Source organism: Pseudomonas sp. Xaverov 83, assembly GCF_019352905.1.
Classification (GTDB): Bacteria; Pseudomonadota; Gammaproteobacteria; order Pseudomonadales; family Pseudomonadaceae; genus Aquipseudomonas; species Aquipseudomonas yamanorum.
Genome location: NZ_JAAAFU010000074.1, coordinates 1 through 16,316, shown reverse-complemented (window position 1 = coordinate 16,316; position 16,316 = coordinate 1). Strand labels below are relative to the sequence as shown.

Genomic DNA, 16,316 nt, shown 5'->3' with positions numbered 1-16,316 from the left:
GTTGCTTAGTGGGTGCCTTGATCAATCCCGGCCTGCAACTCCTGGCTATTACTGTGCCCGCCAACCCGCAGCGGTCCGAGGTTGATGGCTTGATCCTTACGCGTTGCGTCGTCCTGTTTGCGCGTCAGTTCATCCTTGGCGCCGAGCGCCAGATTGACCGGTGACTTCGAGACGTTCAGCCCGACATCCGCGCGATAATCGCTGCCCGTCAACGTGGTGGCGTTTACCGCAGAACCACCCAAATCGACTTTGCCTTCCGAAGCCCCGATGCGCGCACCGGTCAAGCGAGTCTCACCACCCACCTGCAAGTTCACGCCCTGGGTACCGCTGATGCCCGAGGCCTGAGTGACGCTGTCCTTGGCGACGTGGCTGACGTTCAGGTTCAAGGTCGGGGTGTAGGCGGTGGTGCCGCTCTTGTCGCCGAACAACACGCTTTCTGCGGTATTGGCCACCGAGCTGCCGGTGGTGTTCTTGCCGCTGACGGCGTAGCTGTCACTGGTTTTCGGCCAGAGCTTTTCCTTGACGCTGGACAGGCGCGTGCCCAGGGCGTCCTTCTTGTCGGCGAGGTAAGTCTTGGCCTGCTCCACGCGGGTGCCGAAGGCGCCACGGGGCTCGGGGTTCACGTCGTAGCTACCGCTGCGGGTGAGTTTTTCGCCCAAGCGTTCCTTGGCGTTGCCGACGCTATTAACCACGTTGTCCTTGGCCGAGGCCAGGTGCTCGGTGCCCTTGTCGACGGCGTTCTCGAGTTTTTCGCGGTGCTTGTCGAACGCGCCTTCCGCCTTGGCCTGCACTTTGTCCTTGAGGGGGCCGGTGGTCTTGGCGAGTTTGTTGACGACGCCGGGCTGGTTTTTTTCAACGTCCAGCTTGGCATCGACGTTGACCTGGGTGCTGCTGACGTGATCCTTGCGGCTCTCGACCACGAGGTCGCCGCCGATCTTGCCGCTCACCTGATTCGCGTCGATACGTGCCCCGGACAATCGGGTATCACCGGCACTGTTGATCACCACGGTGTCGGCCTTGATCTGGCTGTCGTGCTGAGTGGTGCCTTGCAGGTAATCGACGTCGACCTTGGCCCGGGCATTGATGCCGTGTTGGGTCTTTGGCGTGTCGTGTTCACCCGCGTTGGCCAGCGTGGTTTTGCCGCCGCTGCCGCCCGCGCCCAAGGTCACGCCCCAGCTGTCATGGGCCTGGGTCGATTGCGCCGACTCTTGCAGGATGCCGCCATTCACCGCGTCGAGGCTGACGTTGCTGGCCGCGATTTGCGTGCCTTGCAGGTGGATGGCATCGGCGCTGTTGCCGCCGCTGGCGAGCGCCACGTTGCCGTTGCTGTGCAGCTGTCCGACGCTGACGGCCTGGTCGTTTTCCGCGCCCTTGCCGATGTTGAAGTTGGCGCTGAGGCTCCCGGTCTTGCCGCTGCTTTCAGCGCTGCTGGTCTTGCCGGCGCCGACGTTCAGGCCGCCGCCCAGGTTGCTGGCGTTGCTGACGTGGTGATCGGTGGCGGCTTGCAGGTCCAGCTTTCCACCGGCGGCGAGGTTGATGTCGCCGGTCTTGGCGCTGCTGCTGCCAATCCGGGTGCCTTGCAGGGTCAGGTTGGCGCCGCTGTCGAGTTGCACCGGACCTTTGCCCTGGATGCTCGCGACCCGGGCCTGGCTGTCCTGGGTGTCCAGGTGCTTGTTGTCCAGTTGCACGCCGGCACCGAGGTTGACGTTATTACCGTTGGTGCCCGGCGCCGTGCCCACGGTCAACGAGCCGTTGCCGCGCAGGGTGCTGCTGGTTTTGCTCTGGGTGTCGTTGGCTTGATTCAGCGCCAACTCGCCGCCCGCCTTGAGGTCGACGCCGGCCTGGCCGCCGTTGAACTGGCTGCCTTCATAACGCGCATCGCCCTTGACGTCGATGCCCACGCCTTGGGCCCCGGCGTAGCTGCCGACCACTGCCGTGCTGGTGGATTCGCGTACGTCACTGCTGCCGCCGGCGCCGCTGCCGCGCACGTTCAAGTCTTCACCCGTGGTGGTGTAGACCCGCACGCCGGCCTTTGCGTCCACGCCTTGCTCGCTGCTGCTGTGGGTATTGGCGGCAGCGATGGCAAGGTGGCTGTCGGCGTCGATTTTCAGGCCGCCCTCGGTGGCATGGTATTGAGTGCCTTCATCCTGCAATTTGCCGGCGACGTTGACCTGCACCGTGCCGCCCGTGAACTGGCTGACCACTGCCGTGCTGTCCTGCTGTGTACGGGACTTATTGGCATGGCCGACTTCAACATCGAGCCCGACATTGGGTTGCTCGAACGCGTCCAGTAGCCCTGGCTGATGAAACTTGCTTTGGGCCACACCTTCGATGGCTTTTTCGATGGGCCGGGTGATGCCTTTGTATTCGATATTGGCGCCGGCATCGGCCGTCCAGCCATTCTCCTTGTGGGTGCTGGACTCGCTGTTATGCGCCGCCTGGTTGTCGACCTGCGCAGCGTTGACCTGCAACCCGGAACCGGCCTTGACCTGTGCGCCCTGGCTGGTGAGGGTGTTGCCGGCATTGATGGTCAGCTTGCCGGCCGCCGCAACGGTGCTGGTGTGCGCGGTGGTTTTGCTGTTGGTGTCGTGGCTGCTTTGATGGCTGAACTGCGCGCCGCTGCCGGCCCTGTCGAGGCCGCCGGTGTAGTAGACGCCGCCGCCAGTGGTAGTCTGCTCGGTGGTGTTGGCAGTGCTGTCATGGGTCGCCAGCAACTCGACATTTTTCCCGCTTAAGGTCGCATCACCCTGGGTGGCCTTGAGGCCTGAACCCTCGACGCTCAAATCGCCACCCGCGGCGACGGCCAGGGTACCGCCGCTGAGGCTGGAGGCTTGTTGGCGGGTGGTGTCGGTGTGGCTGGTTTTCTGCTGGTCTTCGTAGTTCACGCCTGCGCGGTACTGGCGCGTGCCGTCGGCGGTTTCCTTGGCGTAGCCATCAAAACCACGGGTGTGAGTGCGGGTGGTGTCGCTGGAAGTGTTTTCCGCCGAGGTGATCTTGATATCACCCTTGGCGTCAGCCGTCAGTTCGCCTGTGGCAGACACCTTGGAACCACTGACTTCGATGTCCTTGGCGCTGCGCAGTGCGAGGTTACTGTCCGAGCGCAGTTCGCTGGCGACCACGGTGCTGTCCTTGAGGTTCTTGCGGCTTTCGTCCTTGGAGATCCCGAAGAACTTGCTGTCCTTGCTGTAGCGGTTGTCGTGGGAGGTGTCGCGTACGCCATCGATCACCAGCGAACCCTTGTCGCTGATGACGCTGGCCTGCGTGCCGCCACGGGCCTGGCTGCCGCTGATGCGTACTTCATCGGCCTTCACGATCAGCTTGCCGTCGGCGTTGACCTTGCTGCCGGTATTCAGGGTTTTGCCCTTGTCGCCATCGCCCTTGGAGCCGAAGAAACTGCCGCCCACCAGGTCACCGGAGTAACCGTTATCCCGGCTGCTTTGGGTCCGGCTGGCGCTGGTGATTTCCACGTGCCGGGCGGCCAGTTGAATATCCCCCGGGGTTTTCAGTTCGGCGCCTTGCAATTGCAGGGCCTGCCCGCCGGTCAGCTCCAGGTTCTTGCCGGCCTTGAGGCTGCTGGTGATGCTGCGTTGTTCGCTGGCGGATTTGTCCCAATCGGCTTTCCACAGGTGCTTGCGGTGGTTGCCCTGGTCGCGGGTTTCATGGGTCTCGGTGGCGGCGGTCAGGCGCAGGTCTGCGCCACTGTTGACGCGCACGGTATCGCCGGCGTCGACACGGCTGGCCTTGATCTCGGTGTCGGCGCCGGAAGACAGCGCGGCGTTCTGCTGCGCGACGACGCTGTTGCCGTGCTGGCGCGAGTCCTTGTCGGTGGTGGTGCGGTCATAGGTTTCGTAGGTGAAGAGGAAGTTGCTGTTGTTCCACTGCTCACGCTTTTCCTGGAGCTTGCGGCTCTCCAGGCTACTCAAGGTCAGGTTGCGGCCAGCGTCGAGCTTGACGTTGCGCCCGCCAACATCGGTGGCGGCCAGGCTCAAGTCCTTGGCGCTGTGCAGGTCGACATCGCCCTGGCGGCTCTGCACCCCGGCGCGGGTTGCCTCAAGGCTATTGGCGTGCACCTGGCCGCTGATGTCGAGGTCGCCGGCCGAGCGGATGTTCACGCCGTCCCGCCCATCCACTTGCACGGCCCCCACGCGTACGCCGGCACCTTCGGCGGTACTGACGATATTGATCCGCCCGGCCTGCATCGCACCGAACAGGCTGGCGTCGATACGCTGGTCTTCGGTCTTGCTGGCCGGGTCTACCTGGCGCACCTGGCCGCTGGCAACGTCGACCTGATTGCGGCCGATGGTGAGGTTCAATTGATCACGAGCGCTGAGCCGACCTTCGCTGTCGATGCGCGGTGCGATCAGGTTGATCGAGCCGTCACGGTTTTGCAGGCCCTGGGCTTGCACCGTCAGTTGGCCGCTTGCATCACGGGTGTTCAAGCCTTGCAGCTTGCCGTCGCTGAGCTCGGGACGGCCGACGACCAGGCTGGCGTTGGGGGTGTTGATGAAGCTGCCACCGTTGACAGAAATCCCGTTCGGGTTGGCCAGCACATAATCCGCCGCCTGGCCAAAAATCTCCTGCGCACCGTTGAGAGCCGAGGCGTTACGGCTGACCACTTCATTGAGGATCACGCTCGCAGCCTGGCCCTGGAACTGCGGGTTGGCCGCCAGGTGCCCGGCGAGTTGGGATTGCCCCGCCTGCAAGGCGTTGTTCAACACCACGCCTTGGCGGTCGACGTTGTAGTCGAGAAATTGGTTGTGGGACAGGCCGCCGGCATTCGGCGCGACGATATTGACGATAGGCACGCCCGCCTGGTTTTGCAGTTGTGGGGTGCCGCCGGGCCCTTCGACGACGGTCAAGCCGCCGGCCAGTACGAGTTGAGGTAACAGGAACAGGCTGGCGATGGCCCAGCGCAGTTTGCCCTGTGGAGAGAGGTGAAAAGCATGAGTGTTAGTCGGCATAAATAGTCTCGCTCTGTTGGCTGATCGGTGAAGTGCGTCGTTCGGTGCAACGCTGCCGTGCTGATCAGGTGCTGCGGTTATTTCAGGCAAATCAGGTGTCGGCTCATATCTGCAAACTAAGGCGCGTCAGCCAGACCTCCGGCTCCTGGGCAAACCCCGCGGGGGTGTTCAAGTTGCGTTGGTAATCGAGGTCGAGTTGCACGTTCTTCCAGCTCAGGTTGAGCCCGGCACTGGCGCCGCTTAGGCGTTGGCTGCGGGCGCCGTATTCACGCTTGACCCAGCCGTTGTCCAGGCCCAGGCGCGGGGTGATCTTGAACGGCAGGTCGCTGTTGAGTGGCAGGCGCAGGGTGTTGCGCCACACCGCGCCGATGGCGCCGGACGCGCTGTTCTCGCGATAGCCACGCACCGCCGAATCGTCAGTCACCAGCAGTTGTTCGATGGCAGGCAATGCATCCGGGCTGTATTGCACCGACAGTTGGCTCTGCCACTGCCACGGTTGCCCGATGAGCTGGCCGTTGCGCCATTGGGTGAGGTTGGCGCGGTACTTGTGAAATTGCGCCTGGGGCAGGTTTTTCACTACCTGATCGGCATCGCGGTCGGCGCCGAACCAGGTCAGGCCCTGAGCGTAATTGACGTCCAGGTTCCACACCGCGCTGTTGAGCCAGAACAGATTCACACCGGCCTCGGCCACGGTCAGGGTTGGGCTCTGGATACCCAGCCGAACCTTTTGCAGGTAGCTGTCGACGTCCTTGTAAGCCAGTTGCAGGTTGGCGCTCAGTTGATGGCTTTGGTCGCGCCACAACACCCGGTCGGTGCGCAGGCTGACTTGATCGGTGCGGCCACTGTTATAGAGCGTGGTGCGGCTGAGCTTGAACGGCGAGCGGTACTCGGCATGGCTGGCGAACAGGCTGTAGGTCCAGTAACCGTAGGGGATGGAATAAAACAGGCTGTTGCTGCGGCTGTAACGCGGGCCGTGGTTGAGGGTGTCGCTGAAGCTCAGGTTGAGGGCGTCGTTGAGCTGCAACGGGCTGTCCAGGCTCAGGCTCACCGCATTGCGATCACGGCCGGTGCCGGCACTTCCCAGGTTGTCGACACCCAGTCCCAACGCCCACCGCGAGGCACTGCTGCGCGAGCGCAGGATGATCCGTGAGGCGCCCGGTGTGCTGCCGGGGGCGATGTCGGCGGTGAGGTCAACCGAGCGCAGGCGATTGAGTTGGTCCAGGCCCTGTTCCAGGTCCCGCAGGTTCAGCGGTTCGCCGAGCATTCCTGGGAATGCCCCGCGTAACGACACGGGGAGGCTCTGATCGGCCAGCTCGATGGCTTCGACGTAGCCTTCCTCGACGTGAATATCCAGCGGGTGCCCGGCGGCCGGGGTGCTGATCAGGTATGGGCGACTGGCGATATAGCCGGCCTCGACATACAGGCGGGTGATCTCGGCGAGCAGGCGGTTGATCTGCGCGACGCCCATGCACGGCGCCACATAGGGTTCGATGCGGGTGTTCAGTTCAGCCTTGTTGAACAGCGTGACACCGGCCACGCGCGTACCGCTCAAAGGCCAGCAGCGCTGGTCCTGGGCGGTGTCTGCCGGCAGTGCGGGTGTGGTCGGTGGTACTGCGAAACTGCCTCGCTGGATTTGCCGCTGACGCTGTTCCAGTTGTAATTGCTGCAGGTCGCGCTGCTGTTGCTGCTGCAAGCGCAATGCTTCCTGGCCAGGCAGCGGCCCATCGGCGGCGGCCGCCGGCAGCGTGCACAGGCAGAGCAGGGCAACGATCAGTCTGTTGCTACAACAGAGTCGCTCGGTTGAGGGCTGATTCGGCACTCGACATCCTTAACGTGAAATACGCACGATCCATGCCCCTGAGCCAAAACGGTGAACTCAGGGACTTTCCACAGTTGAGCCATCATTAAACGGTTTGTTACATCAGTGGCAGGATTTATTACGTAAAACGTGGGGAATGCCGCGTTATTCACAAAATAAATGCACAGAGGTGGTGCAGGGCGGGCAAGCGGGTGCCTAATGCAGGTTGGTTTTGCGGGCTTTTGTCAGGGGGGATGGTGCGAGGGGGCTTTTGGATTGTTGCAATACAGGTGCTTAATCGTTTTGTTTATACGTGACTGAAAAGGGCAGCCCCGGCCTTGGCAAGAGACCGGGGCTGCTTCGCTTCAACTCAGTTTTGGCCGCGCACCAGAATCGATTCATCGATTTGTGCAATCGACGTGACCCCGGTCAGCGTCATGGCCACGCGCATCTCCTTGGCGAAGATATCCAGCAGGTTTTCCACGCCACGCTGTCCGTCGGCGGCCAGTGCATAAGCTTGTGCACGGCCCAGCAATACGCCCTTGGCACCCAGCGCGAGCATGCGCACCACGTCCAGCCCCGAGCGTACGCCGGAGTCCACCAGCACCGTCAGATCGCTGCCCACGGCTTGTACGATAGGTGCCAGCGCCTTGGCCGTGGACAGCACGCCATCCAGCTGGCGGCCGCCGTGGTTGGAGACGACGATGCCGTCGGCGCCAAAGCTCACCGCGTCCTTGGCATCCTCGGGGTCGAGGATGCCTTTGATGATCATCGGGCCTTTCCAGAACTCGCGGATCCACTCCAGGTCTTTCCAGCTGATGGACGGGTCGAAGTTGTTCGCCAGCCAGCCGATGTAGTCCTTCAGTTGGGTGGGCTTGCCCAGGTATTTGGAGATGTTGCCCAGGTCGTGGGGGCGCCCCAGCAGACCCACATCGAAGGCCCAGGCCGGTTTGGTCATGGCCTGCAGGATTTGGCGTTGCGGCCCGTAGGCGCCGGACATCCCCGAATGAGCGTCGCGATAACGCGCGCCGGGGGTGGGCATGTCGACGGTGAACACGAGGTTTTTCACGCCCGCGGCCTGGGCTCGCTCCAGAGCATTTTTCATGAAGCCGCGATCTTTCAGCACATACAGCTGAAACCAGATGGATTGCGCGCTCTGGGACGCCACTTCCTCGATCGGGCACACAGACACCGTCGACAGGCAAAACGGAATGCCCTTGTTCGCTGCCGCCTTCGCCGCCTGGACTTCACCGCGCCGGGCAAACATGCCGGTCAGGCCCACCGGGCTGAGGACCACGGGCATCGCCAAGGGCTGGTCGAACAGCGTGGTTTCAAGGCTCAGGCTTTCGACGTTACGCAGGATGCGCTGGCGCAGGCTGATATCGGACAGGTCCGAGCTGTTGGCCCTGAGGGTGTGTTCGGCGTAGGCACCGCCGTCGATGTAGTCGAACAGGAAACGCGGCAGTTTGCGGCGGGCGGCTTCGCGGTAATCCGATGCGGACGAAATGATCATGAACAGTGATGCCCCGAGTGAAGAAAAACGGTGGGGTGAGCATAGACAAAGGCCTTTCATGGTAAAAACAACTTTTCCAACTTGAATCAAGTCGCAAATGGAATACTCATGAACCTTCGTACGTTGTTGGCCTTTGTCGAAGTGGTTCGCCAGGGCAGCTTCTCACAGGCGGCCGAGGTGGTTTCGCTCACCCAGTCTACCGTCAGTAAGGCGGTCAAGACCCTGGAAGATGAGTTGGGCACGCCGCTTTTCAATCGCATCGGTCACAAGAGCGAGCTGACGGCCGCTGGCGAAATTGCCTACCGCCGCGCTCTGGTGTTGCTGGCCGAGCGCAGTGACCTGGTGGCCGAGATCAATGATCTGCTGGGGCTCAAGCGCGGTGTCTTGCGCATCGGCTTGCCGCCGGTGGGCAGTGGCGTGCTGTTTGCGGCGATGTTTGCGTTATATCGACAGCGTTATCCGGAGATCGAGATCGAGCTGATCGAGCACGGCAGCAAGAAGTTGGGCGAATGCCTGGAGGCCGGGGAGGTGGACCTGGCCGCGTTGCTGGTACCGGTGGCGGGTGAATTTGAATATCAGGATGTACGCGTCGAGCCGCTGATGGTGGTGATGCCGATCGACCATCCATTGGCCGGGCGCAAAAGCGTCGATTTTTCCGATCTGGCCGACTCGCCCTTTATTCTGTTCGAAGCCGGGTTTGCGCTTAACCGGATTATTCTCACGGCCTGCGAGCGCAGAGGCGTAGTCCCACGCGTCACCGCCCGCAGCGCCCAGATCGACTTTATCGTCGACCTGGTTGCCGCAGGATTGGGAGTCGCGTTTTTGCCGAGCATGCTGGCTTACAAACACCTGCACGCCGGTATTGCTCTGATCCAGCTGGACGAGCCCCAGACCGATTGGCACATCGCCCTGGCCTGGCGGCGACAGGCGCATCTGCCCCCGGCAGCGCGGGCCTGGCTGGACTTGGCCCTGGAGATGGGCAATGTTCCAGACAGCGCGGCCCAGCCGGCGGTTTAGCCTTGTGCGATCAGGGTCAGGCGGCTCTTGACGACTTTTTGCAGCAGCAGGGCCAGTGCCTCGGTGGAGTACGGCTTCTGCAGCAAGACAAAACGGCTGGCCTCTTCCTGAGCGATACGCGCATACTCGTCGTTGTAGCCAGTGGTGAGCACCACCGGCAGCCAGGGATACAGGGCCTCGATTGCGTCCAGCAACTCCAGGCCGCTCATGCCGGGCATGGAGATGTCGGAGAACACCACCTGAAAGCTTTCCGGGTTGGGGGCCAGGGCTTCCAGTGCGCTGTTGGCATCCGGGACCCAGAGTACGTGAAAGCCCATCTGTTCCAGGGTTTGCGAGGTATACAGGCCGACATCGGCGTTGTCCTCGACCATCAGCACACACAAGCTTGAGACGATGGGCGTGGCGCTGGTGTCTTGAAGAACCGGTAGGGTACTTGGCTCGACCTTGGGCAGGTACAGGGTGAACTGGCTGCCGGTGCCGCACTCGCTCTGCACCAGGATTTCACCGCCCGACTGCTTGGCGAAGCCGTACACCTGAGACAAGCCCAGACCGGTGCCCTGGCCGATGCCCTTGGTGGTGTAGAAGGGCTCAAAGATCGCGTCGAGTTTTTCCGGCGGGATACCCGAGCCGGTGTCGGCCAACTCGATGGTTACGTATTCGGCGATGCGTACCGGATGGGCGCGAACCGAAGGCAACCAGTCTGCCGTCGAAACGGTGATCGTCAAATGCCCATGACCGGCCATGGCGTCCCGGGCGTTGACCACCATATTGACCAGCGCGGTATCGAACTGGCTTTCATCGGCGTTGATAAAGCAGGCGTCGTCAGGCACCTGGATGCTTACCTTGACCCGTGAACCGGTCAGGCTGTCCATCATCTCGCCCACCCGCTTCACACTTTCGCCGACGTTGAACACTTCTGGCCGCAGGGCCTGGCGGCGAGCGAACGTGAGCAACTGGGCGGTCAGGCGGGCTGCGCGGTCGACGGTGCTGGCGATGGCTTCCACGTATTTCACGCGCCGCGCTTCGCTGAGGGCGGGCGGCTTGAGCAAGTCGGCGCAGGACTTGATCACCGTCAGCAGGTTATTGAAATCGTGTGCGACACCACCAGTAAGCTGGCCGATGGCTTCCAGTTTCTGCGACTGGCGCCGGGCATCTTCCGACAGGCGCAAGGCTTCCTTGGCTTCTTCCTCGGCCTGGATGTCGCGGCCCACGGCATGGATGTAGTCGCTGTCGGGCACGGCCGTCCAGGCGATCATGCGGTAGCTGCCGTCCTGGTGGCGGTAACGGTTCTTGAAGTTGGGGAAGTTCTTGCCGTCCCCCAGACGGCTGACCGCCGAGGATGAGACGGCCAGGTCGTCGGGGTGAACCAGGGCCAGCAATTGGCTGCCCACCAGGTCGTTTTCGGTGTGGCCGAGCATGCGTGTCCACGCCGGGTTCACGGCGGAGATCACACCATCGAGTTGCGCCACCAGCATCAGGTCCGGCGACAGGCGCCAGATGCGGTCGCGGTCGCGGGTGCGTTCGATCACCCGCTGTTCCAGGGACTCGTTGAGTTTGCGCAGGGACTCTTCGGCTTCGCGCAGGGGCGTGATGTCCCGGGACACGCAGAGGATTTTTTCCGGCAGGCCGTCACTGCCCATGATCGGGCTGACGTTCACGTGCCACCATTTCAGGTTGCCGGCCAGGGTGTTGGCGGCGCCGACAAAGCTGGCGTTGCGACCGGCCTTGGCGGCATCCACGGCGGCCTTGGCGTCGAGATTGCCCTGGTCTTGCCAGAAGTCGGGCCAAGGACAGCCGCGAATCGCATTGAAGTCGCTGACTTCCATGATCTGCTTGCCGCCTTCGCTCATGAAGGTCAGGCGGGCGTCCAGGTCCAGCACCTTGATGCAGTCATTGATGCTGGCAAGCACGCGCTCAGTGAAGGCTTCACTGTGAGTGAGGCCCGCGGCGGACAAATCACTCTCGCCAGATTCAGGTGGGCTATTTGTATCGGAGCCCTTCCCGATAGTGCTATTCATTTGAGTGCGGCCGCGCGTGTTAAATGGCCGCCATCATGTCATTACGACACCTATATCACCAGCGACTTGACACTTATTCGGTGACCACCGCTCGCCATGCTGCAAGCGGAAGGACCAGGGTTAAAACCCATCAGTCATATTCGGGTTTTCAGGTCTGAATAAGTGCCGGGAAAACCGTCGAAGTCTTTGAAAAAACTAAGATTGTCGGACAATTTTTCCCATGAAAAACTCTTCATAATTTGCCCGCTCGAAGATTGGTAGCTTCCTCTCGCTGCCCAATAATTCGAGTTCTAATAATGAATAAAAAACTCTTCAAGAGCGCTTTGGCGCTGTCGATTTCGCTCGCCTCCACTTCCCTGCTTGCGGGCGGTTTCGCCCTCAATGAACAAAGCATCAGTTCAATGGGTACCGGTTACGCCGGGCGTTCCTCTTCCGCCGATGACGCCAGCACGGTGTACGGCAACCCGGCCGGCATGGCCCGCCTCAAGCAGAATGAAGTGAGCATCGGGGCGACCTACCTGGATGCCAGTTCGAATATCAAGAATGCCAGCTCCTCGCAATTTGGTGCCAACAACCCCGGCACCGACAAGGGCGACATGGTGCCAGGCATTGCCGTTCCGATGGGCTACCTGGTTACGCCGATTGATGAACACTGGGCGTTCGGCCTGGGGATCTACGCGCCGTTCGGCCTGGAAACCGACTATGAGCGCAGCTTTCAGGGCAATGGCTTTGGCAATAAAAGCCAGATCAAGGTCATTACCGTCCAGCCGACGGTCAGTTATGCCTTCAACGACAAGGTGTCGGTGGGTTTCGGTCCCACCTTCAACCGGATCTCGGGTGAACTGGATTCCAACGTGCCTCTCGGGGGTGGCGCCGGCGAGAAGGTCAAGGTCAAGGGTGACGACACCGCCACCGGTTTCAATGCCGGTATCCTTGTACAGCCGCTGGAAAGCACGCGCATCGGCCTGACTTATCACTCGCAAGTGGTCTACCACCTCAGCGGCAAGACCAACGCTTCCGGCCTGATTTCCGATGCCTTTGATGGCGGCCCGCAACGCTATGACGCCAGCCTCAATGTCACCACACCCTCGTCGGTGGACTTCTCGGTTACCCATCAACTGAACGATGACTGGACCTTGTACCTGGGCAGCACTTACACGCGCTGGAGCCAGTTGAAGAAGATCACCATCAACAACGACGGTGTGTCCGCTTTGGCCGCCCAGTTTGGCGGTTTGAATTCAATCACCGAACAGCAGAACTGGCATGACACCTGGTCCCACGCCATTGGCGCGGCGTATCGGGTCAACAAACAACTGGTGCTGCGTACCGGGTTCTCGGTGGACCAGACGCCAACCAACAACACCGACCGTTCCGTGCGGATTCCGACGGGTGACCGCACGGTGTTCAGCCTCGGTGCCGGGTGGACGCCAATTGAAAACGTAACGTTTGACGTGGCCTATTCCTACCTCAAGGAAGAACCGATCAAGGTGCATCAGAACCAGCCCGCCTTGGGCCTGACCTACGACGCCAAGTATGAAAACAGCGCCAACGGTTTTGGTGGTTCGGTCACTTACCGCTTCTGATGCACCGAAAGAGGGCAAAGAGTCATTTTTCTGACGTGGCTCTTTGCTATTAATTGTATCAATCGTGCTACCAAACCCTGCCTGTCTTGGTTAGATTAGGAGCAATCCAGCTCAAGACAGGGATCGTCATGACTACGCTTTCGCCGATCAGCTCCGCCATTCCCCTTATCAATCGACCCGCCGTTACGCCGCCAGCAACGCTGACGCCCGAAACGGACGCCACTGCCGTGCGTCCTTCCTCGGTGGTCAGCCTTGGTAATGTCACGGTGGAGGTTCAAGCCGAGACCTATTCCCGTAACGGCCAATTGCCCGGCCATGGGTCGATCAACGCCTGGGAAAGTGACAGCTACGATGCGGTCACTAAAGCGATCAACACGAATTTCTATGCGCTGCCCAGAGGCACGGGCTTCAGCGGCCTGGGCGCTACCCTGATCGAGCAATTTGCGAAGAGCGGTACCGACATTTCCCAGTCGGCGCTGACCACTACTTCGTCCAAGACCCAAAGCCCCGACGAGCTCAAGATTCAACAGGCGCTGCTCCACAGCAAGGCAGACAACCTGGTCAGCCTCACCGTCAAGACGGCCAGCGGCAAGACCGTCACCTTCAGCTTGGCCAGCCAGTCCGGTGGCCTGGCCGCGCAGGCCAAGGTGGACGGCGGCACCCTCAGCGCCGCCGAGCTCAAGGAAATCGCCAAGTTGGGCGAAGCCTTCCAGGGTGCTATTGACGGCCTGGCCGCCCAGCCGCCAAAACTCGAGCTGAGCAAGCTGACGCAGTTTGATTCCAGTGTGTTGTCCTCGGTGGACCTCAGCGGCAAATTGAAAGTACGCAATGCTGAGGACCTCACCCTTGCATTCCATGCGGACAACCAAAGCCGTACGACGCGGATGAGTGGCCCGGCGGGGGAGGTGAATCTCTCGGTCGACCTGAAAAACGCCGGCATCATCGGTAACGCCAAGCAACAGGCAATCGCGCTGAAAAGCTACCTGGCCCAATTCGACAAGGCCCAGGCGCGAGGCAAAGCCGATGCTGACCTGATGGCAATGTTCAAGGATGCGTTTACCGCCATGAACAGCAACTACCCGCAGGGCGTCAAAGCCCCTGCGGCGCTGACCCGGAGCGCGGCGGATCAAGGCCTGCTCACCGGTCTCGCAGATTTCAAGGCCTCCATCCGCCAGACGGCCACGTCCCCGAACCCGTCCCGCCTTACGGAAACCGACACGTTTGCCTATGAGGTGTCCCAGAAGACGCGTGTCGGTGGCAATGACCTCTCGAATCGCACGGTCGACCAGGTCCAGCAATCAAATCTCAAAGCCAGTTTTCATTTGGCGCTCAATAGCGGCAAGCCACCGTCTTTCGACACCCAGCGCGAGTCGCAGAACTACCTCTACGTGCAGGTCGACGACAAGGCCAGCAGCGCGGCGAATATCACCTACAAGGACGGACTCCTGACCAACGCCTCCGTGGACCAGAGCGCCAGCCAGAACACCCGCACCCAGCGCTATGAGATGGGGATATTGGTTAAAGACAGCGTGGCGCCGAACCAGGCCAGCAGCCATCGCGACTACCTGGTGTTGCTGGAGTATGCGGCGCGGGAAGGCAAGAAGGCCCAGGGCGCCGATCAAACCATCCTGAAGGATGCGCTGGCGAACATGCATCAGTGGGTGTTGCTGCAAGACGACCCCACCGTTTTGCCCCGTTAAACCGGTCGTTGTAAAAAAGGGAAACCCCTGGCCGGGTTTCCCTTTTTTATGCCTCGCCGAATCCCAGATTAGGCTTTTGAAACCATTCGATATTCTGTAGCCTTGCGCAGCTTCACCGTGCTTGATGAACACAATCACTTCGTCCGGCGGCGCCCGAAAGGCTCCAGAGCCGGTGGTACACTCGACTTTCGCGCAACTGCGCCTGCAGGTCTTGCGAACATGACGCAAATTTCCGAACGCCTTCTGGTCCAAGCCCACCTCGACGCTAAGCAGCCCAAGGTGCTGAGCGCCGAAGAAGAGGCGGGCTACCGTGCCGCCATCGCCGCCGAGCTCAAGGCTCAGGACGCGGTGCTGGTGGCGCACTTCTACTGCGATCCGGTGATTCAGGCCCTGGCCGAAGAAACCGGTGGCTGTGTCTCCGACTCCCTGGAAATGGCCCGCTTCGGCGCGGCGCACCCGGCCAAGACCGTATTGGTGGCGGGCGTGCGCTTCATGGGCGAAACGGCCAAGATCCTTACCCCTGAAAAACGCATCCTGATGCCAACCCTGGAAGCCACGTGCTCTCTGGACCTTGGTTGCCCGGTGGATGAGTTCTCGGCGTTCTGTGATCAGCACCCCGAGCGCACGGTGGTGGTTTATGCCAACACGTCGGCGGCGGTGAAAGCTCGGGCTGATTGGGTGGTCACCTCCAGTTGTGCGTTGGAGATTGTCGAAAGCCTGATGGATAACGGCGAGACCATTATCTGGGGGCCGGATAAGCATCTGGGTACCTATATCCAGCGTCAGACGGGGGCGGACATGCTGCTGTGGGACGGTGCGTGCATCGTTCACGAGGAGTTCAAGTCCAAGCAGTTGGAGGACATGAAGGCGTTGTACCCGGACGCAGCGATTCTGGTGCACCCGGAGTCGCCGACGTCGGTGATCGAGTTGGCGGATGCGGTGGGGTCGACCAGCCAGTTGATCGCGGCGGCGCAGCGGTTGCCGAACAAGACGTTTATCGTGGCTACCGATCGGGGCATCTTCTACAAGATGCAGCAGCTGTGCCCGGACAAGGTGTTTGTCGAGGCGCCGACGGCCGGGAATGGGGCGGCGTGTCGCAGTTGTGCGCATTGTCCCTGGATGGCGATGAATACCCTGGAGCGTACGCTGCAGTGTTTGCGTGAGGGGAGTAATGAGATTTTTGTTGAGCCTTCGGTGATTCCGCAGGCGGTTAGGCCGCTGAAGCGGATGTTGGATTTTACTCAGGCGGCTCGGTTGAGGTTAGCGGGGAACGCTTGATTTTGCGGTGGGTTGGTTTGTGTACATATCCGTTGCTGCGGTAACGGCGGCTTATGGTTCCGCTCTTACAGCGGGTCACTTTTGGCAAACGCCCCAAAAGTAACCAAAAGGTCTTTGCCCCACCACTCGGTGCCTCGCCTAGGCTCGGCATGCCCGCACTCCGGCACGGCTCCGCGGGCCGCCGCGACGGGCCATCCATGGCCCGGCGCGGCTAAATCGGCATCCCTGCCGATTTACCCGCTCCACCGTGCCTGCTTGCGGCCATCGTGGTTGACGGGGCCCGCAGATCAAGATCAAAAGCAGATCAAAAGCAGAGCACAGCGGCCTACCGGCCGGCTTGAGTGTTAGAAGCCAGATCAAAAGCCAGAGCGAAAGCAGAGCTGCTTTTCTGTGGGAGCTGGCTTGCCTGCGATGCAGACACCTCGGTGCATCAGGTACACCCAGTTGA

8 protein-coding genes are annotated in these 16,316 nt (G+C 61.3%); 4 read left to right on the top strand and 4 right to left on the bottom strand.

Annotation, left to right across the window (positions count from 1 at the left end; all coding sequences use genetic code 11):
- Positions 1-5: 5 nt before the first annotated feature.
- From K0H47_RS20905 to lldD, 3 genes are all read right to left on the bottom strand, one after another.
- Complete coding sequence (locus K0H47_RS20905) at positions 6-4,961, bottom strand: hemagglutinin repeat-containing protein (protein WP_219273552.1); 4,956 nt, start codon at positions 4,959-4,961, stop codon at positions 6-8.
- Positions 4,962-5,064: 103 nt separating this feature from the next.
- Positions 5,065-6,735 (bottom strand): ShlB/FhaC/HecB family hemolysin secretion/activation protein, encoded by a 1,671-nt coding sequence (locus tag K0H47_RS20900; protein WP_218169073.1) that lies wholly within the window; start codon positions 6,733-6,735, stop codon positions 5,065-5,067.
- A gap of 394 nt (positions 6,736-7,129) precedes the next feature.
- Positions 7,130-8,272, bottom strand: a complete 1,143-nt coding sequence (lldD, locus tag K0H47_RS20895) for an FMN-dependent L-lactate dehydrogenase LldD (protein ID WP_177071280.1) — start codon at positions 8,270-8,272, stop codon at positions 7,130-7,132.
- Positions 8,273-8,380: 108 nt separating this feature from the next.
- On the opposite strand from lldD, the gene K0H47_RS20890 reads away from it, so the two are divergent.
- Entirely contained in the window at positions 8,381-9,289 is a 909-nt protein-coding gene (locus K0H47_RS20890; protein WP_017475691.1) for a LysR family transcriptional regulator, read from the top strand.
- On the opposite strand, the gene K0H47_RS20885 is transcribed toward K0H47_RS20890, so the two are convergent.
- A complete protein-coding gene (locus K0H47_RS20885; RefSeq protein WP_063027636.1) occupies positions 9,286-11,244 on the bottom strand; it encodes a PAS domain-containing sensor histidine kinase in 1,959 nt (652 codons plus the stop codon). The genes K0H47_RS20890 and K0H47_RS20885 overlap by 4 nt on opposite strands.
- Positions 11,245-11,603: 359 nt before the next feature.
- Here K0H47_RS20885 and K0H47_RS20880 point away from each other — a divergent pair, with 359 nt between their 5' ends.
- The 3 genes from K0H47_RS20880 to nadA all read left to right on the top strand — a co-directional run bounded on the left by K0H47_RS20880 (position 11,604) and on the right by nadA (position 15,868).
- Positions 11,604-12,890 carry an OmpP1/FadL family transporter gene (locus K0H47_RS20880; protein ID WP_201139981.1) on the top strand — a complete coding sequence of 429 codons (1,287 nt, stop codon included), beginning with the start codon at positions 11,604-11,606 and terminating at the stop codon, positions 12,888-12,890.
- A gap of 128 nt (positions 12,891-13,018) precedes the next feature.
- On the top strand, positions 13,019-14,590 hold the full coding sequence (locus tag K0H47_RS20875) for a lactate dehydrogenase (RefSeq protein WP_256124515.1): 1,572 nt from the start codon (positions 13,019-13,021) through the stop codon (positions 14,588-14,590).
- A gap of 219 nt (positions 14,591-14,809) precedes the next feature.
- Positions 14,810-15,868, top strand: coding sequence for a quinolinate synthase NadA (gene nadA / locus K0H47_RS20870; protein WP_003209852.1), 1,059 nt, complete (start codon positions 14,810-14,812; stop codon positions 15,866-15,868).
- Positions 15,869-16,316: the final 448 nt, after the last annotated feature.

What these genes read in the sequence shown, in the direction of transcription:
- lldD (WP_177071280.1), bottom strand. Translation starts at nt 8,272, where the DNA reads ATGATCATTTCGTCCGCATCGGATTACCGCGAAGCCGCCCGCCGCAAA.
- nadA (WP_003209852.1), top strand. Translation starts at nt 14,810, where the DNA reads ATGACGCAAATTTCCGAACGCCTTCTGGTCCAAGCCCACCTCGACGCT.
- K0H47_RS20890 (WP_017475691.1), top strand. Translation starts at nt 8,381, where the DNA reads ATGAACCTTCGTACGTTGTTGGCCTTTGTCGAAGTGGTTCGCCAGGGC.
- K0H47_RS20880 (WP_201139981.1), top strand. Translation starts at nt 11,604, where the DNA reads ATGAATAAAAAACTCTTCAAGAGCGCTTTGGCGCTGTCGATTTCGCTC.
- K0H47_RS20905 (WP_219273552.1), bottom strand. Translation starts at nt 4,961, where the DNA reads ATGCCGACTAACACTCATGCTTTTCACCTCTCTCCACAGGGCAAACTG.
- K0H47_RS20875 (WP_256124515.1), top strand. Translation starts at nt 13,019, where the DNA reads ATGACTACGCTTTCGCCGATCAGCTCCGCCATTCCCCTTATCAATCGA.